The following is a 24,742-nucleotide window of genomic DNA, read 5'->3' on the forward strand; positions in this document are numbered from 1 at the left end:
TGCGACTCATGCTTGGTCCTCTGGGGCCCGATCCTTGGGTGCGGCAGGCGCCGGGTTGCGGGTGATGAACATCGCATCACCGTAGCTGAAGAAGCGGTAGCCGTTGTCCACGGCGGCCTTGTAGGCGGCCATGGTCTCGGGGTAACCGGCGAAGGCCGAAACCAGCATCAGCAGCGTGGATTCGGGCAGGTGGAAATTGGTCACCAGGGCGTCGACCACATGGAAGGGACGGCCCGGGTAGATAAAGATGTCGGTGTCGCCACTGAACGGCTTGAGTACGCCATCGCGGGCGGCGCTTTCCAGCGAACGGACGCTGGTGGTGCCCACGGCGATCACCCGACCGCCGCGTGCACGACAGGCGGCAACGGCATCGACCACTTCCTGGCTGACTTCCAGCCATTCGTGGTGCATATGGTGGTCTTCGAGACGCTCCACACGGACCGGCTGGAAGGTCCCGGCGCCGACGTGCAGGGTGACGAAAGCGCGTTCAACACCCTTGGCGGCGATGGCATCCAGCAGCGGCTGATCGAAATGCAGCCCGGCGGTGGGGGCGGCCACGGCGCCGAGGCGCTCGGCGTAGACGGTCTGATAACGCTCGCGGTCCGCGCCTTCGTCGGGGCGATCTATATAAGGAGGCAACGGCATATGGCCGACGCGTTCCAGCAGCGGCAGCACTTCTTCGGCGAAGCCCAGTTCGAAGAGCGTGTCGTGGCGGGCGAGCATCTCGGCTTCGCCACCGCCATCGATAAGGATCTTCGAGCCGGGTTTGGGCGACTTGCTGGAGCGCACATGGGCCAGTACGCGGTGGGTATCGAGGACCCGTTCCACGAGGATTTCCAGCTTTCCGCCGGAGGCTTTCTGGCCGAACAGGCGGGCTGGAATGACCCGGGTATTGTTGAACACCATCAGATCGCCAGGGCGTAAATGCTCAAGCAAATCAGTGAATTGACGGTGTGCGAGAGCGCCGCTGGGGCCGTCGAGGGTCAGCAGGCGACTGAGGCGTCGCTCGGCCAAAGGATGGCGAGCGATCAGGGAATCGGGGAGCTCGAAAGTAAAGTCAGCGACGCGCATGATGGGGTTCGTTCAGCAGGGCCGGGAAGTTTAGCGGAAATCGTAAAAATTGACCACGAAAGCCGATTGACCAACGGTAATCACGTCTCTATACTTCGCCGCCATTGAGCCCTGATGGCGGAATTGGTAGACGCGGCGGATTCAAAATCCGTTTTCGAAAGGAGTGGGAGTTCGAGTCTCCCTCGGGGCACCATCTTAAAAAAAGACCTTGAATTTCAAGGTCTTTTTTTCGCCTGCAGAAAAGCGAAAACGCACCACGGCCCTGTAGGAGCCGAGCTTGCTCGCGATGAACGATGACGCGGAGAGCCTGCCGTGCGCCGCCGCCAATCCCGACATCAATCGAAGATCGCCCGGTCCTTACCCCCTCTCCCCTTACAACATCCCCTGTATCAAATCATCGATCACCACCCTGATCTCCCCTCCGGCGCAGTTCAGCCGGGAAATCCACGTATCCTCGATCACATATTTCTTGCGATGATCTGTTTCCGACTGTCACGCCAACAACCGAGCTCCACTCGTTGCCGCGACCGCCGCATCCAACTCAGCCCCCGCAAGGTGTTGGGCATAGTGATCCTTCAGATCCTGCTCCCAGTCAGCAACGTCATCGAGAATGACTGCCGCCTCATCTTCAGTGAGGCCGAAATGACGATGATGACTGAGCAGATTGGATCGACTGAGAAGATGCCCCTGCATACCCACGGACATCGCCAGCGCCTGAGCCGGCCCCTCATCCAGCACCGGCACGACGTCATACATAGGCGCGAGCCGCCAGGCGCCGTCCTGATAGATCACCGCATGGTTACGCGGATGATCATCGCTATTCCCAACCAGAGCGTTGTAGGCCATGCGCCGAAACAGTTCACGCCGATCGAAATCAGATGCGCCACGGCGATACAGCTCGTCAGCCAGTGCAGCGTAGATCCAGCCTGCACTGGCCCGCGAATGCCATTCAACGTCCAACAAGGTCAACCCACTCATCATGGGAATACGACGGAACCGCTGCAGCCCTTCAAGCCACTCCCGATCAAAGCGCTCGACCAACAGCGTGTTGGCGTTCTCACCCCGGTGCAATGCCGTGCGAGCCACGTTCAAACCTCTATCCGCAGCGAATGTCATGCAGGCGAACTCGAAGACTGGCAGATCGTAATGGTCGAACTTGTCGCGCGGCTTTGCCAGGATCAGCTTGTGATCGGTGCGAAAGGTACGCTTCGGCCGGGCACCTCCAACAGAGGAACGCTGATCGCGGATTTTCAGTACCTCCAGTTGCTCGGCGGTCAGTTGGCTGTCATAGATCGCCGCACAGACTTCAATGAAGTGGTCCAGGCCTTTGGCTTCCAACATTTTCATCGGTTTCTCGCCGATCCCCGGCCGAGGTGTACGCTGCTCACCCGCCATGATGTTACCCGCACGGTCCTCGTTGGGAGATCTCAGAAGCAGCTGAATCGGGTCAAGCGGGCCTTGAGTCGTACGTCGTAGCAAGCGCTCCCCCCAGCCGTCTGGCATAGCGTCGTCAATAAACCCAGGCACTCCACCGTTCTTGCGCACGATGAACTTCCTGTTGGACAGCGGAAAACGGATCGGATCAGGAACCCAGACGTTTCCCTCCACCGCCTCTGGCGCATAGACAAAAGTGCCCTCTTTCCCGGCCAGGGTGAGCTTGCCCAAGGTCACCGTCTCACCGGAGACCGGACACTCCATGTAGATGTAGACGCTCGACATCAGAATGCCTCGTCACGACTGCGCGGAACCCGCACTCGCTTGGTACTGTTTAAAGAAAGCTGCTCGGACTCGAACCCAGGGTCCTCCAGCAGGGCCTGGAACACCCTGTCAGAGATGCCGACCGTGAACAGGACCAGCATGAAGTCGTGTAGAGAAACCCCCTCGGCTTTGCCCGCTTCGATATGGCGTACCGCGCGTAGGGAGATATCGGCCTGCTCAGCAAGATCAGCCTGCCTGATCCCCATACGCAGACGCGCCTCCTTCACCAGCATACCTATACGATAGAGCAATGATGCGCTCTGAACCGGGAAATAGCCTTTCATAAGATGATACCAAATGAATCCTTATGGCAATTAATGTAGCATTTAATGAAATACTATGATCAAAATCTAAAAAATTAAGAATCACGAAAACACACCTTAATCAGCATAAGGTGTCATAAAATGAGATTCTATTTTTAGATAGCACAGGGAGAGCCCCTTACTCAGGCTCGCCAAGCCAGCACTTTCGCTCGTACAAATGCCCTGTGGAGCGAGTTCCGGGCGGCGTTCCGACGAAGAACGATAGTGCGGTGGACCCGCCAACACCCACCGCCGGTCTGGACCTCAAACGGACGTCACCTGCCTACACCGGCGCCCCGTGTAACATCCCTTGCGTCAAATCATCAATCACCGCCTTGCCCATCTCGCCTAGGTAATGCGATGCCCAGGCGTAACGTTCGCCGTCGCTTTCCAGAGCAGCATCGAGGGAAAGTGCTTTGGCGCAATAGAGCAGGAGGGACGCGTGCTCCATGGCTTCCAGAATGGGAACGCCTGGGTTCACACGGAATAGTTCACGACCTTGGGAGCCGCACTGGGAAAAAGTGATGACACCAAGGGTTTTGCTTGTGGGTGGATTGGTCATTGGACACCTCCGGCGTGGACCCGGGTGCCGAGGGTTAGAACATGCAAAGTCGACCCATCAAAAACGTTCATACGCAGGACTCCTAATGTGAGGGAGCTACCACGTTCGTTTCCAGGCGAATGGGTGGCAGCTGTACGCAGGCTGGAAACCGGGACAATAGGAAAACCCGGCAGACCCAAGGGCCTCCCGCGCACAGCCGCCATAACACGCAGAGACTGGCACAAAAAAGCACCAGCAGTCGTGATGAATGGTGGCGCCTATGCGCCCATTGTTCCACAGGTTTCCAGGCCCGGCCGCTGAATTGGCAGCAACAGGAAAAAGGTAGCGCGCACAGTGGGGAGCTGCAATGTGAGTGGTGGAGGTATGTAAGTCGAAAAATTTCAGTCGGCGTAGAAGATCGTTCACAGCCCCAAGCTAGACCCTAATCTACCCGAAGTGCATTACGATCATTCAGGGATGACGTCTTGGGCTGCGGCAAAAATAAATCCGTCACCATTTCCACACGTCACCATTTCCACAGTCACCATTTCCGCAATGAGGTCGCCCAGCGGGCGAAGATATCCAAGCTAAGCATCTATCGGCACTTCGAGAACAAGGAGGCGCTGTTCAGCGCGGCCATCGCGGCCCACTGCCAGCAGTTTGCACCACAGGCCCTCTTTGAAGGCTTCGGCGATTAGGAGCTTAATTGCCCCGGCCAGCCTGGCCAGCGCCCCTGCTGGCCAAGCTGGCGGCGGCGCGATCGCATCGGCATTCAAAGGGGATGCATTTCCGATACAGTAGCCAAGAGTGCTCTTGCTTCCTGCAAGTGCTTGCGGAACCGGATGGCATAGTCCTCTACAACTGCCGCCTGAATGCTGAAACGGCTGGCCAGCGCACGACGCCAATCAGCCACTCGACTCAGTCCATCAAACAACTGATGATTGGGCTCGAATCCAAGTATGTCGAAGTAGCGAAAAACTGGAGCCACGGCGATGTCGACCATGCTGAGCCTCTCGCCGGAGAAATAAGGGCCGTCCGATATTTCACTGTCGAATCGTTCCAGCTTTCCTCTCAACGCTGCAAATTTGCCAAGGGCTGTCTGCTGGTCAGTGGCGTTCAAAAATCCCCATGCATCCGCCAGTGTGGCAGAGGCGAATTCGATCCATGCACGGTGTTGTGCTCGGATCAACGCATTCATTGGATGTAACGCAGGTTCCGGGTACACCTCCTCCAGGTATTCGCAAATGGCGACACTCTCGAATAGAACGGACTCGCCTTCATTGCCGTCTGGAACCTTGAGCAGCGGAACCTTACCGCTTGGCGACATCGCCAGAAACCAGTCTGGCCTGTCGCGAAGATCGACATCGATACGCTGAAAGGTAATACCTTTTTCGAGTAACACGATGGCCACTCGCTGAACGAATGGGCATAACAGATCGCTGACGAGTGTGAACTGTGACTGTGGCATTGGAATAGACCCACTGAAGAATCAAAGCCCGCTGCCACGAGTGGGAGCGGGCCGTATAGAAGCTACGTCCGTGACTTCAAGAAAGCCTGAGTGGCAATCAGTTTCCGTAAAAGCGCAGGAGACGCTCCTTCGCGTATCGTTGGCAGCTAAAGCGAGCGGCCACCGTCGACGATGAGTTCCGAGCCAACCGTCCATCGTGACTCGTCTGACGCCAGGTACAGCACGGCCTTGGCCACTTCCTCGGGCGTACCAAACCGGCCGAACGGAATGGTCGCTGCGATATCCCGGTTGAGCTGTTCGCGATAGGCATCGGGAATACCGAGCTTGTCGTAAAGCGGCGTATCAATCGGACCAGGGCTGACCGCATTGACGCGAATACCACGCGGGAGCAGTTCGCTAGAAAGCGTCTTCGACATGTTCAGGAACGCGGCCTTGGTCGCGCCATAAACTGATGAACGCGCGGCGCCGAGGTGTGCACTAACAGAGGTATTGAGAACCACCGACGCAGGGTTCGCGAAGACTGGTAGCAATGCCTGGATCAGAAAGTACGGCCCCTTAACGTTGATGTCGAAGGAGCGATCGAACATTTCCTCCGTCCACTCTTCGATCGGCAGCCAAACGGATACGCCTGCATTGAGAAAGGCAACATCGAGTTGGCCATAGTGAGCCTGAACGGCCTGCGCCAGTTCCTTCTGCGCATCGATGCTGGCTGAGTCAGCACGCAGTACCAATACTTCGCTTCCCAGTTCCGCCCGGGCCTTTGCGATGGACTCCGGATTGACTCCGGTAACGATCACGCGCGCGCCTTCGGCGAGGAACTGCTTAGCCGTTTCCAGGCCAATGCCGCTGGTGCCGCCGGTGATGAGAGTGCGTTTGCCTTGCAATCGGGACATGTAAGTTTCCTTTTCGGTTTTTCACGGTCAGTCGATGTACTGACCTGCCAGAGGGAAACTATGTATTCATACCTGCGCGTTGATAAGATGGCCTATTCGAATACATTTCATGCTGGTATTGCATGAATGAGAGGCCTAGATGGATCGACTACTGCTGATGACCTGCTTTGTTCGCGCTGTTGAGACAGGAAGCTTCTCGGCTGCGGGGCGTGACCTGGGGCTGGGGCAGCCTAACGTCAGCCGCTATGTGGCGGCGCTGGAAGATCATTTGCAAACCAGGCTGCTTCACCGATCCACACGAAAGCTTGCCCTCACCCCCGAGGGAGCACGCTATTACGCAGATGCCCGGCGCATTCTCGATGCCGTGGAAGAATCGGAGTCGTCCTTCAGGGAGAACGTCGCCCCGTCCGGATTGTTGCGAGTCGCCTGCCCGACCGCGCTAGCCCATGCATTCGTGGTGCCGCATGTATCCACATTTCTGGAGCGCTATCCAGAGTTGACGCTCGACCTGCAGATCAATGATCGCTATGTGAATCTGGTCGACGAAGGGGCTGAACTGGCGATCCGCATCGGACATCTGGAAGACAGCGCAATGCGTGCCCGGCCGCTAGGCTGGTTCGAGCGTGTATGCGTTGCCAGCAAGGGATACCTGGCCAAACGCGGAATCCCCTCGACGCCCAATGATCTGAGAACGCACGATTGCCTGATCTACACCCTGCTGTCGACAGGCACCACATGGCGCTTTCGGGATATCGATGTTCCCGTTTCTGGCAGGCTTCGGGTCAACTCGCCTGAGGCCATACGAAAGTGTGTAAACGAGGGGCTGGGGATCGCACAGGGGCCCGAATGGCTTTACGAGGAAGGGCTGAAAAATGGCAATCTGCGGGTGTTGCTTAGGGACTACGCAGCTCCGGCTGTCCCCGTGCAAGTCATTTACGTTGCCGACCGGCTTCTCCCCAAAAGGGCCATTGTATTCATGGATTTCATCGCCGAGGTGTTCGCAAAAAACTCTGCATTTAACGATCAACCCAGACCATCATAATTGCAGTAGTCAGCTTGGTGTGCTCATGACGCCCGACTAATCATGAAAATTCGCCAGGTGCCGGTTCGGCAGATGGGGATCTGATGTATAAGTGGGAAGGCTTATGACCATTTATCCGCTATTAGCTGTTTTTAGTATATTTTTCATGCTCTTTGGTATTGGCTTGTCAACCTATGTCGTCAATACAAAATTGGATCTGGTCGAGCCCTACTTCAATAACAATGCAATGATAATCGGTGATCGCCGGTGGTGGGGCGGAAGCTCGTTCAAAGATCGCTCGATGAGACAAGGGGTGATCAGCATGATGATCATATTCCCCAAGATGTTTATCTGGCGTGGGCTCTTGACCCAACAAGAGGTCGATGCCATTCCGCCGAAACTCAAGCGATGGATCAAAGCCCCATTGTATTTTGAGATCCCTTTTTTTCTTGCCGCTATCGCATTCTGTATAGGGGAACAATTCCAGCGAGCGTTAAACCATGCAAAGCGTGTATATACTCGCTACCCAACTACACCGACGCTCAACCCGAGTCACTCTATAATCACTCTATAATCACTCTATAATCACTCTATAATTCACCATAATCTGCCCCCCTTCTAAACCGGGTACTATAATAGGTCTATAATTGCTCTATAATTCTCTATAAACCGGTCCTGAGCAGGAGCGTGCCAATGTCCGAACTTGATTTCTTGAGAACCAAGACCTGAAGCAAGCACCCATTGTGTGACCGCATTAATCAAGATATGTCAGTGCAAGGCAATCTCTTGGTGCTTCTGGAAACCTTCGGTCACACCCAAATATTGCGAGCGGAAAAAGGTCTCAGTAAAATGAGTTTCCACGTCGATGGTCTCTGTGAGATATGCAAGCTGGCTTGATGCCAGACTTGCGGAAAAAACCGCCCTACTAAGGCGGTTTTTTTACCTCCACTTTCTGGAAAAAGAGGCACCCCGCCCCCTCGTGGACAACACCTCGGTCAGCACTCATCTAGACTCAACAGGCGGTCGCAAAAAGAACCGCGTACGTCGCTTTGGTGCAGGCGAATCATAGGCCGCGTGGCAAGCTGCCTTTTATGCCCTGAAGAGGTGCGGCAAAGACCGCATCGGGCCCAACAAGATGCCCGCCCAGGGTGCCTGGCCAACGGCCTGAAATGCCACGATACCGTGACGTGGCGTGAGTGCCGCAGCCGACACTTTCGGACAACCGACAACCGCCTGGTTTGTCCGTGACCGTGAGGAATGCCGTATGCCTGATGAGATGTTGCACCTGCCTATGGTCAACAACGTGCTGGAGCGCCACAAGGGCTCCCCCGGCGCACTGTTGCCCATCCTCCATGAGATTCAGACGGGCATCGGCTACATCCCCGATGCCGCCGTCCCCGAGATTGCCCACGCCCTCAACCTGAGTCAGGCCGAGGTACGCGGGGTGATCAGCTTCTACCACGACTTCCGCACCGCGCCCCCGGCGCGGCATATCCTGCGTCTTTGCCGTGCCGAGTCCTGCCAGAGCCGCGGCGCCGAGCAGCTCGCCGCGCAGTTGCGCGAACGCCTGCAACTGGACGACCACGGCAGCAGTGCCGACGGCAACATCAGCCTGCGCCCAGTCTATTGCCTCGGCGCCTGCGCCTGCTCGCCGGCCCTCGAACTGGACGGCCAGGTGCATGCGCGGCTCAGCGCCGAGCGCCTGGATGCCCTGCTCGATACCTGCCTGGAGGACGCATGATGCCGATCCTCTATCTCCCCGCCGATTCCCTTGCCCGTGCCGTGGGTGCCGATGAGGTCGCCGTGGCCCTGGCCACCCAGGCCCGCGAACGCAATCTGCCGCTGGACCTGCAACGCACCAGCTCCCGCGGCCTGTACTGGCTGGAGCCGCTGCTGGAAATCGACAGCGCGCAAGGCCGAATCGGCTTCGGCCCGCTGACGGTTGCCGATGTGCCGTCCCTGCTCGATGCGCTGCAAGGCGATCCATCCGCCCATCCCCTGGCCCTGGGCCCGGTGGAACAGTTGCCTTATCTGAAGACACAACAACGCCTGCTGTTCGCCCGTGCCGGGATTACCCGGCCGCTATCTCTCGAGGACTACCAGGCCCACGGAGGCTTCGAGGGCCTGACCCAGGCCATCGCCCTGGGCGGCGAGCAGACCACTACCGCCGTGTTCGACTCAGGCCTGCGTGGCCGTGGCGGCGCAGCCTTCCCCGCCGGGATCAAATGGCGCACGGTGCGCAGCGCCCAGGCGGCGCAGAAATACATTGTCTGCAACGCCGACGAAGGCGACTCTGGCACCTTCGCCGACCGCATGTTGATGGAAGGCGACCCCTTTTTGCTGATCGAAGGCATGGCCATCGCCGGTATCAGCGTCGGCGCCAGCTACGGCTACATCTATGTGCGCTCGGAATATCCACAGGCCGTGGCCACACTGCGCGACGCACTGGATATCGCCCGCGCCGCTGGTTACCTCGGATCTAATGTCAGCGGCAGCAGCCTGGCCTTTGATATGGAAGTGCGCGTCGGTGCCGGCGCCTATATCTGCGGTGAAGAAACCGCGCTGCTGGACTCCCTCGAAGGCAAGCGCGGGATCGTCCGCGCCAAGCCGCCGATTCCCGCCCTGAAGGGCCTGTTCGGCCTGCCGACCCTGGTGCACAACGTGCTGACCCTGGCCTCGGTGCCGCTGATTCTGGCCAAGGGCGCGCAGTTCTATCGCGACTACGGCATGGGCCGCTCCCTGGGCACCATGCCCTTCCAACTGGCCGGCAATATCCGTCACGGCGGCCTGGTGGAACGGGCATTTGGCCTGACCCTGCGGGAACTGGTGGAAGACTACGGCGGCGGCACTGCCAGTGGCAGGCCATTGAAGGCCGCCCAAGTCGGTGGTCCCCTCGGCGCTTGGGTGCCACCCAGCCAATTCGACACACCCCTGGATTACGAAGCCTTCGCCGCCATCGGCGCCATGCTCGGTCACGGTGGCGTGGTAGTGGCTGATGACAGCCTGGACATGGCCCGCATGGCGCGCTTCGCCCTGCAGTTCTGCGCCGAGGAATCCTGCGGTAAATGCACCCCTTGCCGCATCGGCTCGACCCGTGGCGTGGAAGTCATTGACCGCCTGCTCGCCGCACCGGACCAGAACGGTCGTGATACCCAGGCGCTCATCCTCAAGGACCTGTGCGACACCCTGCAATACGGTTCGCTCTGCGCACTGGGCGGCATGACTTCCTATCCGGTAGCCAGCGCCCTCAAGTACTTCCCCGCCGACTTCGGTCTGCAATCCTCGGAGGCCGAGCAATGATCACTCTCTTCGACCCGAATACCGATATCGACCTCGGCACCCCGGCCCGCGACAGCCAGGTGCAGGTCACCCTGAATATCGACGGCCGCAGCATCAGCGTGCCCGAAGGCACCTCGGTGATGCGTGCCGCCGCGCTGCTGGGCACCACCATTCCCAAGCTGTGTGCCACCGACAGCCTGGAAGCCTTCGGCTCCTGCCGCATGTGCCTGGTGGAGATCGACGGCATGCGCGGCTACCCGGCGTCCTGCACCACGCCGGTCAGCGAAGGCATGAGCGTGCACACCCAGACGCCGAAGCTCGCCACCCTGCGCCGCAACGTCATGGAGCTGTATATCTCCGATCACCCGCTGGACTGCCTGACCTGCTCGGCCAACGGCAACTGCGAACTGCAGACCGTCGCCGGCCAGGTCGGCCTGCGGGAAGTGCGCTACGGCTATGAAGGTGAAAACCACCTGGCCGACCAGAAAGACACCTCCAATCCCTACTTCGACTACGACCCGAGCAAGTGCATCGTCTGCAACCGCTGCGTGCGCGCCTGCGAAGAAACCCAGGGCACCTTTGCCCTGACCATTACCGGACGCGGGTTCGAATCCCGGGTCTCAGCCGCCGGTGGCGATAATTTCCTCGACTCGGAATGCGTGTCCTGCGGCGCCTGTGTGCAGGCCTGCCCCACCGCGACCCTGATGGAAAAAAGCGTGGTCGAACTGGGCCAGCCCGAACGCGCCGTGATCACCACCTGTGCCTATTGCGGCGTGGGTTGCTCGTTCCGCGCCGAGATGAAAGGCGACAAGCTGGTGCGTATGGTTCCCGACAAGAACGGCCACGCCAACCACGGCCACTCCTGCGTCAAGGGACGTTTTGCCTGGGGCTACGCCAGCCACCCGGATCGCATCACCAAGCCGATGATCCGCAAGCACATCAACGATCCCTGGCAGGAAGTCAGCTGGGATGAAGCAGTAACTTATGCCGCCAGCGAATTCCGCCGGCTGCAGCAGAAATACGGCCGCGACTCCATCGGCGGCATCACCTCCAGCCGCTGCACCAACGAAGAAACCTACCTGGTGCAAAAACTGGTGCGCGCCGCCTTCGGCAACAACAACGTCGACACCTGTGCGCGGGTCTGCCACTCGCCGACCGGCTATGGCCTGAAACAAACCCTGGGCGAATCCGCCGGGACCCAGAGTTTCGACTCGGTGATGCAGGCCGATGTGATCCTGGTGATGGGCGCCAACCCCAGCGATGCCCACCCGGTGTTTGCCTCCCAACTTAAACGCCGCTTGCGTGAAGGCGCGCGGCTGATCGTTATCGACCCACGGCGCATCGACCTGGTGGACGCCGTGCATGGTCGCGCCGACCTGCACCTGGCCCTGCGCCCGGGCACCAACGTTGCCATGCTCAATGCCCTGGCCCACGTCATCGTCACCGAAGGGCTGCTCGACCAGGCCTTTATCGACGCCCGCTGCGAGGGCAACGATTTCGCCCGCTGGAGCGAATTCGTCAGCCGCGCGGAAAACTCGCCGGAAGTCCTTGGCCCGATCTGCGGCGTCGCCGCTGCCGATATCCGTGCCGCCGCCCGCCTGTATGCCGGCGGCAACAACGCGGCGATCTACTACGGCCTGGGCGTCACCGAGCACAGCCAGGGCAGCACCGCGGTCATGGGCATCGCCAACCTGGCCATGGCCACCGGCAATATCGGTCGCGAAGGCGTGGGCGTGAACCCGCTGCGGGGTCAGAACAACGTGCAGGGCTCCTGCGACATGGGCTCCTTTCCCCACGAGCTGCCCGGTTACCGGCATATCTCCAACGAGGTGGTGCGGGCGCAGTTCGAACAGGCCTGGAACGTCAGCCTGCAACCCGACCCGGGCCTGCGTATTCCCAATATGTTCGAGGCGGCCCTGGGCGGCAGCTTCAAGGGCCTGTACTGCCAGGGCGAAGACATCGCCCAGAGCGATCCCAATACCCAGCACGTCACCGCGGCCCTGTCGGCCATGGAATGCATCGTGGTGCAGGATATTTTCCTCAACGAAACCGCCAAGTTCGCCCACGTGTTCCTGCCGGGCAGTTCGTTCCTGGAAAAAGACGGCACCTTCACCAACGCCGAGCGGCGTATCTCGCGGGTACGCAAGGTCATGGAACCGCTGGGCGGCAAGGCCGACTGGGAAGGCACGGTGGCCCTGGCCAACGCCCTGGGTTACCCCATGCACTATAAGCACCCTTCGGAAATCATGGATGAAATCGCCAGCCTGACGCCGACCTTCACCAACGTCAGCTACGCCGCGCTGGATAGCCACGGCAGCCTGCAATGGCCGTGCAACGCCGAGGCACCGGACGGCACGCCGACCATGCACATCGAGGAATTCGTGCGCGGCAAGGGGCGTTTCATGCTTACCGGCTACATCCCTACCGAGGAAAAGGTCAACAATCGCTATCCCCTCCTGCTGACCACCGGGCGCATCCTCAGCCAGTACAACGTCGGCGCCCAGACCCGGCGCACCGAGAACGTCGCCTGGCACGACGAAGACCGTCTGGAAATCCACCCGAGCGATGCCGAGAGCCGTGGCATCAACGAAGGCGACTGGGTCGGCATCGGCAGCCGCGCCGGACAGACCGTACTGCGCGCGCGGGTCACCGAACGGGTCGCCCCGGGCGTGGTGTACACCACCTTCCACTTCCCTGAATCGGGGGCCAACGTCATCACCACCGACAACTCCGACTGGGCCACCAACTGTCCGGAGTACAAGGTCACCGCCGTAGAAGTCAGCCGTGTCTACCACCCTTCCGAGTGGCAGAAACGCTATCAGGCATTCAGCGACGAACAACAACGCCTGCTTGATGAGCGCCGCCATGAACGCAGCGCCGGAGCCAAAGCCGAGGTGCGCCGATGAGTACTGAAAACCTGATCAAGATGGCCAACCAGATCGCCCAGTACTTCGCCAACGAACCAGACCAGCAACAGGCCGTGCTCGGCGTGCGTAATCATCTGCAGATGTTCTGGACACCGGGCATGCGCAAGGAGTTGCTGGCCTGGCAGACGGAGCATCAGGGCGCTGACTTGCACCCGCTGGCGCAGGCGGCGGTCAGTGGCGCGGGGTGGGAGGCTTAGGTCCACACAATCGCTTGGGGTTGCCCCCCTGGTCGGTGACGACAGACCAAGGGGGCATTTCAACGCCTTTCAAATCTTGAAATACACCTCCAAAGCCCCCTCCATCACTACGGAGTAAGCTGGTTTCCAATACAGCCGAAACGCCCACCAAATTGCCAAATAAAAACCTAATAGGTTAGTATCTAATCTCATGGAAAAACGCATCCCGCATTGCAAGCTATCCATCGTCAAAGCCTTGGTCGAAGCGGGACAAGTACGCACCACCCACACCGCACGAGCGGGCGCGAATGAGTTGGGGCTAGAGCTGTCAGATATGCTGGCGGTCGTGACGGCGCTGAGAGCAACGGACTTCTACAAGAGCATGACGACCCATGCCGATCACATGATCTGGCAAGACGTGTACCGCCCCAGCACGCAGGTGGGCGACGTGTATTTAAAGCTGACGGTTATCGATGACGTGCTGATCGTATCCTTCAAGGAGTTATGAACATGAAATGTCCAGTTTGCGGCGCGGCGGAGCTGATCCACGATACACGTGACCTGCCCCATACCTACAAGGGCGAAACCACCACGATCACTGCGGTGACAGGCGACTTCTGTCCGGCGTGCGCCGAATCGATCCTGGATATGACCGAATCAGATCGCGTCATGCGTGAAATGCGTGCTTTCTCGAAACAGGTCAACGCAGCCATTGTCGATCCTGGATTTATTGCCAGCGTACGCAAGAAACTCTCTCTTGATCAACGAGAGGCGGCTGAGATCTTTGGCGGGGGAATCAATGCTTTCTCTCGATATGAGAATGGTAAAACCAGACCCTCGTTGGCGTTGGTGAAACTGCTCAAGGTGCTGGACCGTCATCCTGAACTGCTGAATGAAGTCAGAATGGCCTGAGGTCCTGGGGCTCGCACTCCAGCTATACACCTTGTGTTCGTTTGAAAAAAGACCTTGAGTTTCAAGGTCTTTTTTTCGACGGCTGGAAAACAAAAAATACTGTATTGCTATAAATTCCGAGTTTGCTCGCGATGAACGATGACGTACGAAACCTACCAATACTCCCCCTGATTGCTCAACCCGGCATCACGACTCAAGACTCCCCGCCAGAAACTGCTGCAACCGCTCGCTGCGAGGCTTTTCAAAGACACTGTTCGGGTCTCCCTGCTCCTCTATCCTGCCCTGATGCAAAAAAACCACATGGTTCGACACCTGCCTGGCAAATGCCATTTCATGGGTGACTACCACCATCGTCCGGCCTTCCTCCGCCAATTGCTGCATGACCTTGAGCACCTCGCCCACCAATTCAGGGTCCAGGGCCGAAGTCGGTTCGTCGAACAGCATCACCTGGGGCTCCATGGCCAGCGCACGGGCAATGGCGACACGCTGTTGTTGGCCACCGGACAGGTGGGCCGGATACTGACCCTCGACCTTTTCCTCCAGGCCGACCTTCGCCAGGTAATGACGCGCCCGCTCCAGGGCCTCCTTGCGAGCGAGACCCAGCACACTCATCGGGCACTCGATGAGATTCTCCAGCACCGTCATATGGCTCCACAGATTGAAGTGCTGAAACACCATCGACAACTGGCTGCGCATCCGCTGCAACTGCCGGGGATTGGCCGCACACAAGTCGCCCCCCGAGTTCTTGCGTGTGAGCAGTTCCTCGGCATTGACAGTGATGCGCCCCGCCGACGGCTGTTCGAGCAGGTTGATACAGCGCAGGAAAGTACTTTTTCCAGAACCCGAGGAGCCAATGATGCAGATCACATCACCCGTTTTGGCCTTGAGCGAGACCCCCTTGAGAACTTCATGGCTGCCATAGTTTTTATGCACATCTTCAATGATCAATTTATACATTCGAGCCAATCCGCTTGGAGTCAGTGCGTCCGGGGTTTGAGGTAGGCCAGCCAATGCAGCTCGCCACGTCGAAACAGCCAGATCAGGAAAAATGCGCTACCGGCATACAGCACCCCGGCAATGCCAAAGGCCGTGAAGGACGCGTAGGTCGCCGAATTCACATCCCGGGCAATCTTCAACAAATCGGGCACCGTGGCGGTGAACGCCACCGAGGTGGAATGCAGCATCAGAATCACTTCATTGCTGAACAGCGGCAGGGCCTGGCGCAACGCCGAGGGCAGGACGATTCGCCGATACAGCGTGAAGCGATTCATCCCGAAGGCGCGCGCGGCCTCGACTTCACCGTGGGGAACGGCCCTGATGGCACCGGCGAAGATTTCGGTCATGTAGGCACAGGTATTGAGCCCGAACGCCAACACCGTGCAGTTGAAGCCGTCACGGAAAAACGCGTTGAGCAAATCCTGGGACCTGATCACCTGCAAGCTGTACACCCCGGTGTAGAAGAACAGCAGCTGGATATACAACGGCGTGCCGCGAAACACGTAGGTGTAACCCCAGACCGGCAGGCGCAGCAGCGGATTGCGGCTGACCCGGGCAAGCGATAACGGCAGCGCCAACAAGAAGCCAATCAGCACTGCCAGAATGAGCAACCACAAGGTCACCGCCAACCCGGAAAAATACGGCCCGTCGCGCCACAGGTAAGCCTGCCAGTAGTCGCCGAGAATGCCGGTCATAGGGCTGCCGTCCTGACACCCACCGAGTAGCTGCGCTCAAGCCACATCAATACCCCGTTGGACACGGTGGTAATGGCGAGGTAGATCAGACCGCCGACCAGGGTGAAGTAGAAGAACTGTAGTGAGCCCTTGCCCGCATCCTGCGTGGCCTTGACCACATCCGTCAGGCCGATGATCGAGACCAGCGCCGTGGACTTGATCAACACTTGCCAGTTGTTGCCGATTCCCGGCAGCGCGTGACGCAGCATTTGCGGGAACAGCACCTTGCGAAAGGTGCTCCAGCGGCTCATGCCATAAGCCCGTGCAGCTTCGAGCTGACCAGCCGGAACGGCCTGGAAGGCACTGCGAAACGTCTCGGTAAAGTAGGCCCCGTAAATGAACGCCAAGGTGACGACACCGGCCAGGAATGGGTCGATATCGACCTGGTTGACGCCCAGCCAATCGGTCATCCGGTTGAGCAACATCTGCAGGCTGAAGAACAGCAACAGCATGATCACCAGATCCGGCATGCTGCGAATCACCGTTGTATAACCGGTGGCCAGTGCTCGCAGTAAACGATTGGAGGATAACTTCGAACTGGCGCCGAGCAGCCCTGCCAGAACGGCGATCGAGAGCGACCAGAGCGCCAGTTTGAGGGTGACCAGGGTACCCAGCAAAATCTGCGGGCCAAAGCCTTCCAGGAGCATTTCACTCTCCTTGTTTTTATTAGGGTGAGGTGAAGGGGATGCTGTAACGGAGCGGTGCGCACGACCGCTCCATTCAAGGTAGCGAGGGGCTTATTTCGCGCCGTAGACGTCGAAATCGAAGTACTTTTTATTGATCCGCGCGTAAGTGCCATTGGCCAGAATCGTCGCCAGGGCCTTGTTCAGATCTTCGCGCAACTCGACATCGTTCTTGCGCAAGCCGATGCCATCGCCGACACCGAAAAAGGTCGGATCATCCAGGGTCTCCCCGGCAAACTCATAGTCCTTGCCCGCCGCGGTACCGAGAAAGCCGTAACTGGCTTGAATGGCGCCTTGTAGCGAGGCATCGAGTCGGCCCACCACCAGGTCGGCGTAGACCTGGTCCTGATTCTGATACGACAGAACGTCCACGCCCTTCGTCCCCCAGACGGCTTTGGCAAAGGCCTCCTGGGTCGAGCCCTGCTCCACGCCGATGCGCCTGCCCTTGAGTGACTCGAGGGTCGGCAGCAGCCCCGACCCGCGCTTGACCACCAACCGTGCCGGCGCATTGGAGACCTTGTCGGTAAAGGCGATCTGCTCCTGGCGCTTGGGCGTCACGGTCATCGACGACGCCACCGCGTCGAACTTGCGCGCCAGCAGCGCCGGGATCATCCCGTCCCAGCTGCTTTCCACCCAGACACAGTGGGCTTTCAGCTCGGCGCAGAGTGCTTCGGCGATATCGACGCCAAAGCCGGTCAGGGAACCGTCCTTGTTCTTGTATTCCAACGGTGGGTACGTGGGGTCGACACCCAACTTCAAGGTTTTGCCGGACCAGTCGGCCGCGCCGGCCAGGCTGGAGGCCGTCAGGAAAACCAGGGATACAGCCGCAATCATCTTGTTCATTGTTATTTTCCTCTTCAGACCAGAGACGATGTTTCGTACAGACTGACGCGCGAAAAGACGGCGTCTCAACTCAGGAAACGCTCGACCAACTTGACCCAGTAGCTCGCCCCGATCGGCAGGCAGGCGTCATTGAAGTCGTAGCCGGGGTTGTGCAACTGACAGCCGCGCTCGCCCTCACCGTTGCCAATCACCAGATAACTGCCGGGGCACTTTTCCAGGATGAAGGCGAAGTCCTCACTTGCGGTGAAGGGCCGCAGGTCGTCGATCAGTTGCTCCTCACCCAACCAGTCCAGGGCAACCTCGCGGGCGAACGCGGTTTGCTCGGGATGGTTGATCAATACCGGATGACAATGCTGGTAGTCGATCTCGGCACGAGCACCGAAACTGGCGGCCTGGCCCTGGACCAGCTCGGTAATCCTGACTTCAAGCAAGTGGCGGATCTCAGGCGTCAGCGCCCGCACGCTCAGGCTCATCCGGGCGCTGGACGGGATGACATTCGACGCACTACCGGCATGCAGGGAGCCCACCGTGATAATCGCCATTTCCTGTGGATTGACGTTACGCGAGACGATGCTTTGTAGCGCCATCACAATGGACGAGCTGACCACCACCGGATCGACCGCCTTGTGCGGCACGGCGCCATGGCCGCCACTGCCGATAATGGTGATCGTCACCGTGTCGGCCGACGCCATGAACGGTCCGCTATAGAAGCCCAGGTGCCCGACGGGATAACCCGGCACGTTATGCATGGCAAAGATCGCGTCACACGGAAAACGTTCGAGCAGGCCCTCCTCCAGCATTTTCCGCGCACCGCCCAGCCCTTCTTCGGCGGGTTGGAAAATCACTTGCAGGGTGCCGTTGAACGCCCGAGTGTGGGCCAAGTGCCTGGCGGCGGCCAACAAGGTTGCCGTATGACCGTCGTGGCCACAGGCATGCATGACACCGTCGATCCGGCTGGCATAGGGCAGGCCGCTGGTTTCCTGAATCGGCAGTGCATCCATGTCGGCACGCAAACCGATGGAGCGGCCTTCGCCGTTTTTCAGGGTACCGACGACACCGGTCTTGCCAACGCCCGTGCTGACTTGAAAGCCCAACTGGGTCAAACATTGGGCAACACGCTCGCTGGTGGCGAACTCTTCAAAACCCAGCTCGGGATGCGCGTGAATGCCGTGACGCAACGCGATCATTTCATCCTGTATCGCTGCAATACCAGGCAGGACATGGCCGGCATCCATTGTTGTACCCCTTCGACAAGATCTGAGCGGTTGATGGGGTGGATCTTAGGGAAGGGACTCTGGGCTGGGGAGACTCAGTTTGGTTATGATGACAACCATGAGTTGTCACCAGGGTGAGCGGATGAAGCTGCATCAATTACAGGCGCTGATTGCCAGTGCTGAAACCGGCAGTATCCGGGCGGCGGCGCGTTCGCTGGAGATTTCCCAGGCTGCGGTGACCAAAGCGCTACGCGAGCTTGAAACCAGCCAGCAGCTACCGCTGTTCACTCGAACACCCAGCGGCCTGAGCTTCACCGAATACGGCAAGGTTTTGCTGACTCACGCCCGATTGGTGATCAAACAGTTGGAACACGCGCAAACCGAACTCGATCACTTGCGTGGCAAGGCTCAGGGGCGACTGTGTGTCGGGGTCACGCCCTGGATTGCGCTGACGTTCTTGCCCGAAGTGGTGGTGGCCTTTCGTGAGCAAATGCCGGAGATCCGCCTGGAGTTGTTTGAAAGCCTGATGGCGGTGGCCCAACCGCTGTTGCGTGATGGCAGCATGGATTTTGCGATTGGCCAACTGCACCCGACGCAATCGGCCCAGGAGTTTGCCAGCGAAATTTTGCTGGATTACCAGACGTCGGTGCTGGTCCGTCAGGGGCATGCTCGACAGGATGCACGATCGATTCATGAACTGCTGGAACAGGACTGGACGCTGAACTATGCGCCGGACGGGCACGATGGGCTGATGCAGGAGTTGTTCTGGCAGCATGGCGCGCAGATCGATGAAAAACGCATCGTCCGTGCTCATTCGCTGGCCATTTTGCAGATGATGGTCGAACGGGCTGATATGTGCACCTGGGGGCCATCGATTGTGAGTATGGCGCCGCCCTTTCTTGGTCGATTGGTTTCCCTGGGGCTGAAGGAACAGTTCGAACCGAGGCAGTTGAGCATCGTGACACGGCGCAATGGCGCGCTGAGCAAACCGGCACAGTGCTTCACGGATTGCCTGTTGCAGGTCATCCGGCGTCATGCTCGCTCGGCGAAAAAGGAAGATCGGCAGCTTTTTGAAACCTTACTACTGAGACTGTGAGCCCCACTCGTATTACTGTCTAAGGCAGAGAGATCGTTCGTCAGGCGATTTAGCCAGCGATTGAAATGTACACCTCTATAGGTATACATTCACATCATCTGTATACGATGTATACATTAGTTGATGAGGACTTAACCATGGCTTCCCCTGTGCTGTCATTTCGTGTCGACGAGGTATTGGTCGAACAGCTCGATCAGTTGTCAGCGGCAACAGACCGTGATCGCCAGTACCATCTCAAACGCGCGTTGGCCCGTTACGTTGAGTCCGAGTCATGGCACATCAACGCAATTGCCGAGGGCATCGCCGACGCAGACGCAGGTAACCTGACCGATCTGAAAACCATCAAGGCCAAGTGGGTGAACCGTGCCAAACATCGCGTTGACGGACAAAGCGGACAGTGATTTAGAGGCGATTCACGAGTACTACCAATCACGCTTGGGTGCAGTCTCCGCCGATGACGTAGTCGCTCAGATTTTTGAGTCGCTGGAACAACTGGAAACCTTTACAGGATTGGGTAGACCGTCCCAACGACCGGACGTCAGAGAATTGATTCTGTCCAAATTCCCGTTCATAGCCCCTTACCGAGTGATTCGTGGGGAAGTCCAGATCCTGCGCATCCTTCACCAACGCACGGAACGCGCAGAAGACTGGTGATTTCGGCCATCGCAGAACACACCAGTGAGAACCGAGCGAGGAACGATAACGCGGTGAGTCTGCCAACACTCACCGCCAATCTGGACCTCAACCGGACGTCACCCGCCTACGTCGACGCCCCGCGCAACATCCCTTGTGTCAAATCATCGATCACCGCCTTGCCCATCTCGCCCAGGTAATGTGATGCCCAGGCGTAGCGTTCGCCGTCGGTTTCCAATGCTGCATCGAGGGAAAGTGCTTTGGCGCAATAGAGCAGAAGGGACGCGTGCTCCATGGCTTCCAGCATGGGAACGCCGGGGTTTACGCGGAACAGTTCACGGCCTTGGGAGCCGCATTGGGAAAAGGTGATGACGCCCAGGTTTTTGTTTGAGGGTGGGCTGCTCATTGGGCACCTCCGGCGAATGCGTGGGTACCGAGGGTTAGAACATACAACGTGGATCCGTCAAAAACGCTCATACGCTTGGCTCCTAATGTGAGAGAGCTACCACGTTCGTTTCCAGGCGAATGGGTGGCAGCTGACACTCTCAATGCCGGTTCGTGAAACAAGGATAAACCGCATGCTCTCTCCCGGACTGGACCAGATAGTGGCACTTCAGTAGCATCGCCGCCTTTCTTCCATATCCGTCAGCCAGGGATGACTAATGCCGGTTCTGTCACTGTTTCCATCACGCTTGTTAACCACCACAACCCTGCTGCTATCGGCGCTACTCGGAGGTTGCAGCGTCAACGGCACTTACCCGGACGCCACGGACCCAGACGCCGCCAAGCTGCGTTTCATCGCCAATACGCAAAACGCCACGCTCGATTACTTCGATGCCGAGCATTGCGACGGGCAAACCACCGGTATTCTCAACAACCTGCTTCTTGGCGATACCAAGCGACGTGCCGACATGAGTATCGCGCCGCCGGAAAACGCCAGGGGCTATCTGGAAATCAAACTCAAGCCCGAACACGAAACCCTTCTGCGGATCCATACCCAGAACGGTTATTCGGTTTGTGGCAACAGCATCAATCTCAAGCCTGAACGCAATGCCGAATACGAGCTGACCTTCGATTCCGGGAAGGGCCAGTGCAGCAGCCAGTTACAACGGGTCCGCAAGATCAATGGCAAGGAGCAGCGCAGTCCCGTCCTGGTCTTTGAAAAAGGCCTCCCGGCCTGTGTCGGGCGCAACGTGATGTTCCCGAAACCACCGGAACCATTGCCGGACACTCCCCATCGCCTGGAACTGATAGGCCGGATTATCGACAACAGCCTTATTCCAGCCATGAAACCCGACCCGGCTGAAATCGCCAAGAGCGCGGTCTCCGCGGAAAAAATCGACGGTTTGATCGCCGAGCGCAAGGCCAAGCTGGGTTTCACCCTGCCGGACGACTATTGGACCTTGTATCGCCAGAATCTCCAGGCCTTCGATGCAGAAGCTGCCCAGCGCAAAGAGCGGACCTTGCAGCTTTACAAGGACGAGTACCTTCTGCGCCTGCGTCGGTTGAAGGATGAGGACCTGGAACAACGGGCGCAGCCCGAAGACAAGTCAGCCAAATCGACCAACGTGGCCGCGCTGGAAGAATACAAGTCGATGACTCTCTACTATTTCGGCGCCAGCAAACGAGTCATGCTGGAAACCATCGACCATCATCTGGAGCGGATGGCGCAGATGGATGCGCATTACGGCGTCTGCGAGCGTTACGCCGATTGCTGGAGACGCTGAGACCCGAGGCCTCGCGGCAGGGCTCACGCACGCACTGCGGCGAGAAAAGCCCAGCATTCGTTATCATCACCTATGCTTTCAACGACCACTCCAGTGCACTGCCGTCACGTGATGAACACAGACAAGGACGCTCCATGCCCCGCCTCGCCTTCGGCCAGCTCTCCCTACTCACTCTCGTGTTCACCTGCGTGATCCCGCCGGCCCAAGCCGCCGACAAGGTCGAACGTCGCTGCGGCTGGTTCGAAAACCCGACCGCGGCGAACGCCACCCTCACCGACCGTGACGGCACCTGGGAAATCGCCACCCAGGGTGGCTACCAGGCCGAAGGCGACTGGCCACAGTTCAGCGATGCGCAATGGGTGCGTACCAACGGGCATTACGGCTACGGCTGTGGCTGCATGACCGCCAGCGCCGACCCCCAGACCCACCGCTTGAACCACCTCACCAATGCCGTCGCCCGCCCACTGGCGGCCTGCCGCAACGATGCGACCTTGCACGAGCCGGCCAATCCGCTGGCGCCACGACCACCCGATGTGCCGGCCTCGGCCAAAAACATGAAGCCCTACCAAGCCACCGGCTTCAGCTTCAACTACCCGAAGGGTTGGAAGGTCAGCAAGAACAAGGAGTGCCTGAACCTCAATCAGCCAAAGACTCAGACCAACGAGGAATACACCCTCAACCTGTGCGTCCAGCACGGCACGCTGCAACAGGCCGCCGACAGCATGATCTTTTCCCAGGAAGACGGCGTCTGGATGCGTAGCGCCGGCATGGACTCGCCCAGCCCCGTCGACATTATCGAAGGCCCCGGATGGAAAGGCATGCAGACGACCCAGACCTGTGGTGTTGGTGACCAAGAGACCGGCTTTCATGCCGCCGGAGGCACTTGCCTGATGGCCATCGTCTACAACGCCAAGACGCAGTTGCTGTTCGACACCGTGGGCTACTACCAGGACTTCGACACGATTGGCGCAATCATTCGGTCGGTCCGGTTTGACGAGAAGCAGTAGAAAGCACGCGCCCCATAAGTGATGTCCGGTGACCACAGCAGATCCGAGTGCGAATCACGCACCCGAAATCGGCAATGTTTTTAAACCACCGGGTGTTTGAATATGAGCGACCAGATACGGAGTTGAAGTTCCTTCGAGCCCGTGAAGATAAACCGGCCCCGAAAAGTTCATGGCAGCCAGAATCGCCCTGACTTTTTCTGGATCAGTATGGAAGACATCCAAAGCCACTAGAGAACAGCCTTTGTCTTGCAGCGTACTCGCGGGATGAGTCTTCTGTTCCCATTGAATCAGGGTAGGAGCTGCCCCTCCCAAAGGAAGGCTTCCGTCCGCGGGTATTGTTATCTGCCAGGACAATGTTCCTCTGCTCATGGGTTCGACATCTCCGACGATGTCGTGGCAATAAGCGCCGACAGCATGGATATCATCGGTTCGCGCAACCCATGTCGCCAGGCGTGCCGGTGAGTCAGGTGCAAGTTGGTCAAGACCGAACCAGCGAGGCCGACTGGGGCGCTCAGCAGATGGATCAACGGCAATCACTTCCAGATAGAGCTCGGGGCCAAGGCGAAGCAGCCGGTTGTGGGTGCCCATGCGTGGATGGGCACCTCCCGGTTGAAGGTCGACGCCCAGAATGCCAGTGACGAACGCGCAGCCGCTATCGAGGTTCGGCGCCACGATAGCCAGGTGATCGACAGTGCTTTTCACGCGATCAGCTCCTTCAAGAGATTTTTACGCCCCGGCTTCATTCAGCCTCACTCGCACTATCGCCCCGCCAAACTGAAGGACGCCCTTCCTCTTCGCGCTCAGTCACGTCACGGGACTCACGCAATTGCCTCTTCAGCGTGCGCAACGACGGCGCGTACAGAAAGCCGAACGACACACTGTTCTTGCGCCCCTTCACCGCGTGATGCAACAGGTGCGCCTGATACAGGCGCTTCAAATAGGGATGACGCGGCCGCGGCCGAAATGGCCAGTAGCGGTGGACAACGCCGTCATGCACCACGACATAGATGATTCCAAACGTCGCCACTCCGGCGCCGATCCACTGCAGCGGGTCGTATCCGCTATTGCCCAGCACGATCAGGGTGATGGCCACCGCCGCCAATACCAGCAGGTAGATGTCGTTGGTCTCGAAGGCGCCCAGGTGCTCCTCATGATGGGAACGGTGCAGAAACCAGCCCCAACCGTGCATGACGTACTTGTGCGCCAGGTAGCCGACCCCTTCCATGGCCATCAGGGTGCAGAGAAACAGGGCAACGTGGGTGATCATGGAACGCCGTGAGCTCGCAGGTACGTCGGGAAAGGTGGCTAGGAATATTTGAGCCGTGCCCAAGCATACCTCGGTGGGCAGGTAAATCGAATGCGATGAGTGATTCAGCATCCGTTTTTTCGAGGGGCACAGGTTATGGCGAGGAAGGAGACGACCCAACAACCGCCCAGAGACATTAATTAAAACCCGCCCCG

28 protein-coding genes, 1 tRNA gene and 1 pseudogene are annotated in these 24,742 nt (G+C 58.7%); 16 read left to right on the plus strand and 14 right to left on the minus strand.

Features of this window, described 5'->3' with window-relative positions; all coding sequences use genetic code 11:
- Nucleotides 1-6: 6 nt before the first annotated feature.
- Complete coding sequence (gene queA, locus M5B42_RS15330; protein ID WP_152740975.1) at nucleotides 7-1,071, minus strand: tRNA preQ1(34) S-adenosylmethionine ribosyltransferase-isomerase QueA; 1,065 nt, start codon at nucleotides 1,069-1,071, stop codon at nucleotides 7-9.
- Nucleotides 1,072-1,179: 108 nt separating this feature from the next.
- Between queA and M5B42_RS15335 the strand changes: the two genes are divergently transcribed.
- Both M5B42_RS15335 and M5B42_RS15340 read left to right on the plus strand, forming a co-directional pair.
- Nucleotides 1,180-1,264: transfer RNA gene (locus M5B42_RS15335), tRNA-Leu, on the plus strand.
- 84 nt (nucleotides 1,265-1,348) lie between these two features.
- Nucleotides 1,349-1,549, plus strand: a complete 201-nt coding sequence (locus tag M5B42_RS15340; RefSeq protein WP_248746318.1) for a hypothetical protein — start codon at nucleotides 1,349-1,351, stop codon at nucleotides 1,547-1,549.
- A gap of 14 nt (nucleotides 1,550-1,563) precedes the next feature.
- Here the strand turns inward: M5B42_RS15340 and M5B42_RS15345 are convergent, their stop codons facing one another.
- From M5B42_RS15345 to M5B42_RS15355, 3 genes are all read right to left on the minus strand, one after another.
- Nucleotides 1,564-2,790 (minus strand): type II toxin-antitoxin system HipA family toxin, encoded by a 1,227-nt coding sequence (locus M5B42_RS15345; RefSeq protein ID WP_248746319.1) that lies wholly within the window; start codon nucleotides 2,788-2,790, stop codon nucleotides 1,564-1,566.
- Nucleotides 2,790-3,113, minus strand: a complete 324-nt coding sequence (locus M5B42_RS15350; RefSeq protein ID WP_103498563.1) for a helix-turn-helix domain-containing protein — start codon at nucleotides 3,111-3,113, stop codon at nucleotides 2,790-2,792. The genes M5B42_RS15345 and M5B42_RS15350 overlap by 1 nt, the downstream gene beginning before the upstream one ends.
- Before the next feature lie 301 nt (nucleotides 3,114-3,414).
- On the minus strand, nucleotides 3,415-3,693 hold the full coding sequence (locus M5B42_RS15355) for a DUF3077 domain-containing protein (protein WP_247263214.1): 279 nt from the start codon (nucleotides 3,691-3,693) through the stop codon (nucleotides 3,415-3,417).
- 533 nt (nucleotides 3,694-4,226) lie between these two features.
- Here M5B42_RS15355 and M5B42_RS15360 point away from each other — a divergent pair.
- A pseudogene (locus M5B42_RS15360) lies at nucleotides 4,227-4,358 on the plus strand (TetR family transcriptional regulator); the annotation flags it as partial.
- Nucleotides 4,359-4,444: 86 nt separating this feature from the next.
- Here M5B42_RS15360 and M5B42_RS15365 read toward each other — a convergent pair.
- Both M5B42_RS15365 and M5B42_RS15370 read right to left on the minus strand, forming a co-directional pair.
- The gene (locus M5B42_RS15365; RefSeq protein WP_283099774.1) at nucleotides 4,445-5,140 is read right to left on the minus strand and encodes a glutathione S-transferase family protein; all 696 of its coding nucleotides are present in this window, start codon (nucleotides 5,138-5,140) and stop codon (nucleotides 4,445-4,447) included.
- Nucleotides 5,141-5,286: 146 nt separating this feature from the next.
- Nucleotides 5,287-6,033, minus strand: a complete 747-nt coding sequence (locus M5B42_RS15370) for an SDR family oxidoreductase (protein WP_248746321.1) — start codon at nucleotides 6,031-6,033, stop codon at nucleotides 5,287-5,289.
- Between the two features lie 139 nt (nucleotides 6,034-6,172).
- Here M5B42_RS15370 and M5B42_RS15375 point away from each other — a divergent pair, with 139 nt between their 5' ends.
- The 8 genes from M5B42_RS15375 (at nucleotide 6,173) to M5B42_RS15410 (ending at nucleotide 14,348) form a co-directional block, all read left to right on the plus strand.
- Complete coding sequence (locus M5B42_RS15375; protein WP_248746322.1) at nucleotides 6,173-7,075, plus strand: LysR family transcriptional regulator; 903 nt, start codon at nucleotides 6,173-6,175, stop codon at nucleotides 7,073-7,075.
- Nucleotides 7,076-7,178: 103 nt separating this feature from the next.
- The gene (locus tag M5B42_RS15380) at nucleotides 7,179-7,628 is read left to right on the plus strand and encodes a hypothetical protein (protein ID WP_248746323.1); all 450 of its coding nucleotides are present in this window, start codon (nucleotides 7,179-7,181) and stop codon (nucleotides 7,626-7,628) included.
- A 690-nt stretch (nucleotides 7,629-8,318) separates the two neighbouring features.
- On the plus strand, nucleotides 8,319-8,795 hold the full coding sequence (locus M5B42_RS15385) for a formate dehydrogenase subunit gamma (protein WP_248746324.1): 477 nt from the start codon (nucleotides 8,319-8,321) through the stop codon (nucleotides 8,793-8,795).
- Nucleotides 8,792-10,354, plus strand: coding sequence for a formate dehydrogenase beta subunit (locus tag M5B42_RS15390; protein WP_248746325.1), 1,563 nt, complete (start codon nucleotides 8,792-8,794; stop codon nucleotides 10,352-10,354). The genes M5B42_RS15385 and M5B42_RS15390 overlap by 4 nt, the downstream gene beginning before the upstream one ends.
- Entirely contained in the window at nucleotides 10,351-13,239 is a 2,889-nt protein-coding gene (fdhF, locus tag M5B42_RS15395) for a formate dehydrogenase subunit alpha (RefSeq protein WP_248746326.1), read from the plus strand. The genes M5B42_RS15390 and fdhF overlap by 4 nt, the downstream gene beginning before the upstream one ends.
- The gene (locus M5B42_RS15400; protein WP_248746327.1) at nucleotides 13,236-13,457 is read left to right on the plus strand and encodes a formate dehydrogenase subunit delta; all 222 of its coding nucleotides are present in this window, start codon (nucleotides 13,236-13,238) and stop codon (nucleotides 13,455-13,457) included. The genes fdhF and M5B42_RS15400 overlap by 4 nt, the downstream gene beginning before the upstream one ends.
- 190 nt (nucleotides 13,458-13,647) lie before the next feature.
- Nucleotides 13,648-13,944 carry a type II toxin-antitoxin system MqsR family toxin gene (locus tag M5B42_RS15405; RefSeq protein ID WP_248746328.1) on the plus strand — a complete coding sequence of 99 codons (297 nt, stop codon included), beginning with the start codon at nucleotides 13,648-13,650 and terminating at the stop codon, nucleotides 13,942-13,944.
- A 2-nt stretch (nucleotides 13,945-13,946) separates the two neighbouring features.
- Entirely contained in the window at nucleotides 13,947-14,348 is a 402-nt protein-coding gene (locus tag M5B42_RS15410; protein ID WP_103497579.1) for a type II toxin-antitoxin system MqsA family antitoxin, read from the plus strand.
- A gap of 186 nt (nucleotides 14,349-14,534) precedes the next feature.
- On the opposite strand, the gene M5B42_RS15415 is transcribed toward M5B42_RS15410, so the two are convergent.
- The 5 genes from M5B42_RS15415 to M5B42_RS15435 form a co-directional block, all read right to left on the minus strand.
- Nucleotides 14,535-15,305, minus strand: a complete 771-nt coding sequence (locus M5B42_RS15415) for an ABC transporter ATP-binding protein (RefSeq protein ID WP_248746329.1) — start codon at nucleotides 15,303-15,305, stop codon at nucleotides 14,535-14,537.
- A 20-nt stretch (nucleotides 15,306-15,325) separates the two neighbouring features.
- Nucleotides 15,326-16,039 carry an ABC transporter permease gene (locus M5B42_RS15420; RefSeq protein WP_177099543.1) on the minus strand — a complete coding sequence of 238 codons (714 nt, stop codon included), beginning with the start codon at nucleotides 16,037-16,039 and terminating at the stop codon, nucleotides 15,326-15,328.
- Nucleotides 16,036-16,725 carry an ABC transporter permease gene (locus tag M5B42_RS15425; protein WP_248746330.1) on the minus strand — a complete coding sequence of 230 codons (690 nt, stop codon included), beginning with the start codon at nucleotides 16,723-16,725 and terminating at the stop codon, nucleotides 16,036-16,038. Before M5B42_RS15425 ends, M5B42_RS15420 begins: the two co-directional genes overlap by 4 nt.
- Nucleotides 16,726-16,815: 90 nt before the next feature.
- Nucleotides 16,816-17,604 (minus strand): ABC transporter substrate-binding protein, encoded by a 789-nt coding sequence (locus tag M5B42_RS15430; RefSeq protein ID WP_103497575.1) that lies wholly within the window; start codon nucleotides 17,602-17,604, stop codon nucleotides 16,816-16,818.
- A gap of 65 nt (nucleotides 17,605-17,669) precedes the next feature.
- Entirely contained in the window at nucleotides 17,670-18,839 is a 1,170-nt protein-coding gene (locus M5B42_RS15435) for a M20 aminoacylase family protein (RefSeq protein ID WP_248746331.1), read from the minus strand.
- Between the two features lie 85 nt (nucleotides 18,840-18,924).
- Between M5B42_RS15435 and M5B42_RS15440 the strand changes: the two genes are divergently transcribed.
- From M5B42_RS15440 to M5B42_RS15450, 3 genes are all read left to right on the plus strand, one after another.
- Entirely contained in the window at nucleotides 18,925-19,914 is a 990-nt protein-coding gene (locus M5B42_RS15440; RefSeq protein WP_248746332.1) for a LysR substrate-binding domain-containing protein, read from the plus strand.
- A gap of 137 nt (nucleotides 19,915-20,051) precedes the next feature.
- Nucleotides 20,052-20,315 carry a ribbon-helix-helix protein, CopG family gene (locus M5B42_RS15445; RefSeq protein ID WP_177096363.1) on the plus strand — a complete coding sequence of 88 codons (264 nt, stop codon included), beginning with the start codon at nucleotides 20,052-20,054 and terminating at the stop codon, nucleotides 20,313-20,315.
- On the plus strand, nucleotides 20,278-20,568 hold the full coding sequence (locus tag M5B42_RS15450) for a type II toxin-antitoxin system RelE/ParE family toxin (protein WP_248746333.1): 291 nt from the start codon (nucleotides 20,278-20,280) through the stop codon (nucleotides 20,566-20,568). The genes M5B42_RS15445 and M5B42_RS15450 overlap by 38 nt, the downstream gene beginning before the upstream one ends.
- Before the next feature lie 106 nt (nucleotides 20,569-20,674).
- Here M5B42_RS15450 and M5B42_RS15455 read toward each other — a convergent pair whose 3' ends face one another.
- Complete coding sequence (locus tag M5B42_RS15455; RefSeq protein WP_248746334.1) at nucleotides 20,675-20,953, minus strand: DUF3077 domain-containing protein; 279 nt, start codon at nucleotides 20,951-20,953, stop codon at nucleotides 20,675-20,677.
- Between the two features lie 256 nt (nucleotides 20,954-21,209).
- On the opposite strand from M5B42_RS15455, the gene M5B42_RS15460 reads away from it, so the two are divergent.
- On the plus strand, nucleotides 21,210-22,274 hold the full coding sequence (locus tag M5B42_RS15460) for a hypothetical protein (RefSeq protein WP_103494600.1): 1,065 nt from the start codon (nucleotides 21,210-21,212) through the stop codon (nucleotides 22,272-22,274).
- 134 nt (nucleotides 22,275-22,408) lie between these two features.
- Entirely contained in the window at nucleotides 22,409-23,281 is an 873-nt protein-coding gene (locus M5B42_RS15465; protein WP_248746335.1) for a DUF4087 domain-containing protein, read from the plus strand.
- A gap of 54 nt (nucleotides 23,282-23,335) precedes the next feature.
- On the opposite strand, the gene M5B42_RS15470 is transcribed toward M5B42_RS15465, so the two are convergent.
- Both M5B42_RS15470 and M5B42_RS15475 read right to left on the minus strand, forming a co-directional pair.
- Entirely contained in the window at nucleotides 23,336-23,983 is a 648-nt protein-coding gene (locus tag M5B42_RS15470; RefSeq protein ID WP_248746336.1) for a VOC family protein, read from the minus strand.
- Between the two features lie 37 nt (nucleotides 23,984-24,020).
- Nucleotides 24,021-24,548 (minus strand): sterol desaturase family protein, encoded by a 528-nt coding sequence (locus M5B42_RS15475; RefSeq protein WP_247263161.1) that lies wholly within the window; start codon nucleotides 24,546-24,548, stop codon nucleotides 24,021-24,023.
- Nucleotides 24,549-24,742: the final 194 nt, after the last annotated feature.

Source organism: Pseudomonas sp. MWU12-2037, assembly GCF_023242345.1.
Classification (GTDB): domain Bacteria; phylum Pseudomonadota; class Gammaproteobacteria; order Pseudomonadales; family Pseudomonadaceae; genus Aquipseudomonas; species Aquipseudomonas gingeri_D.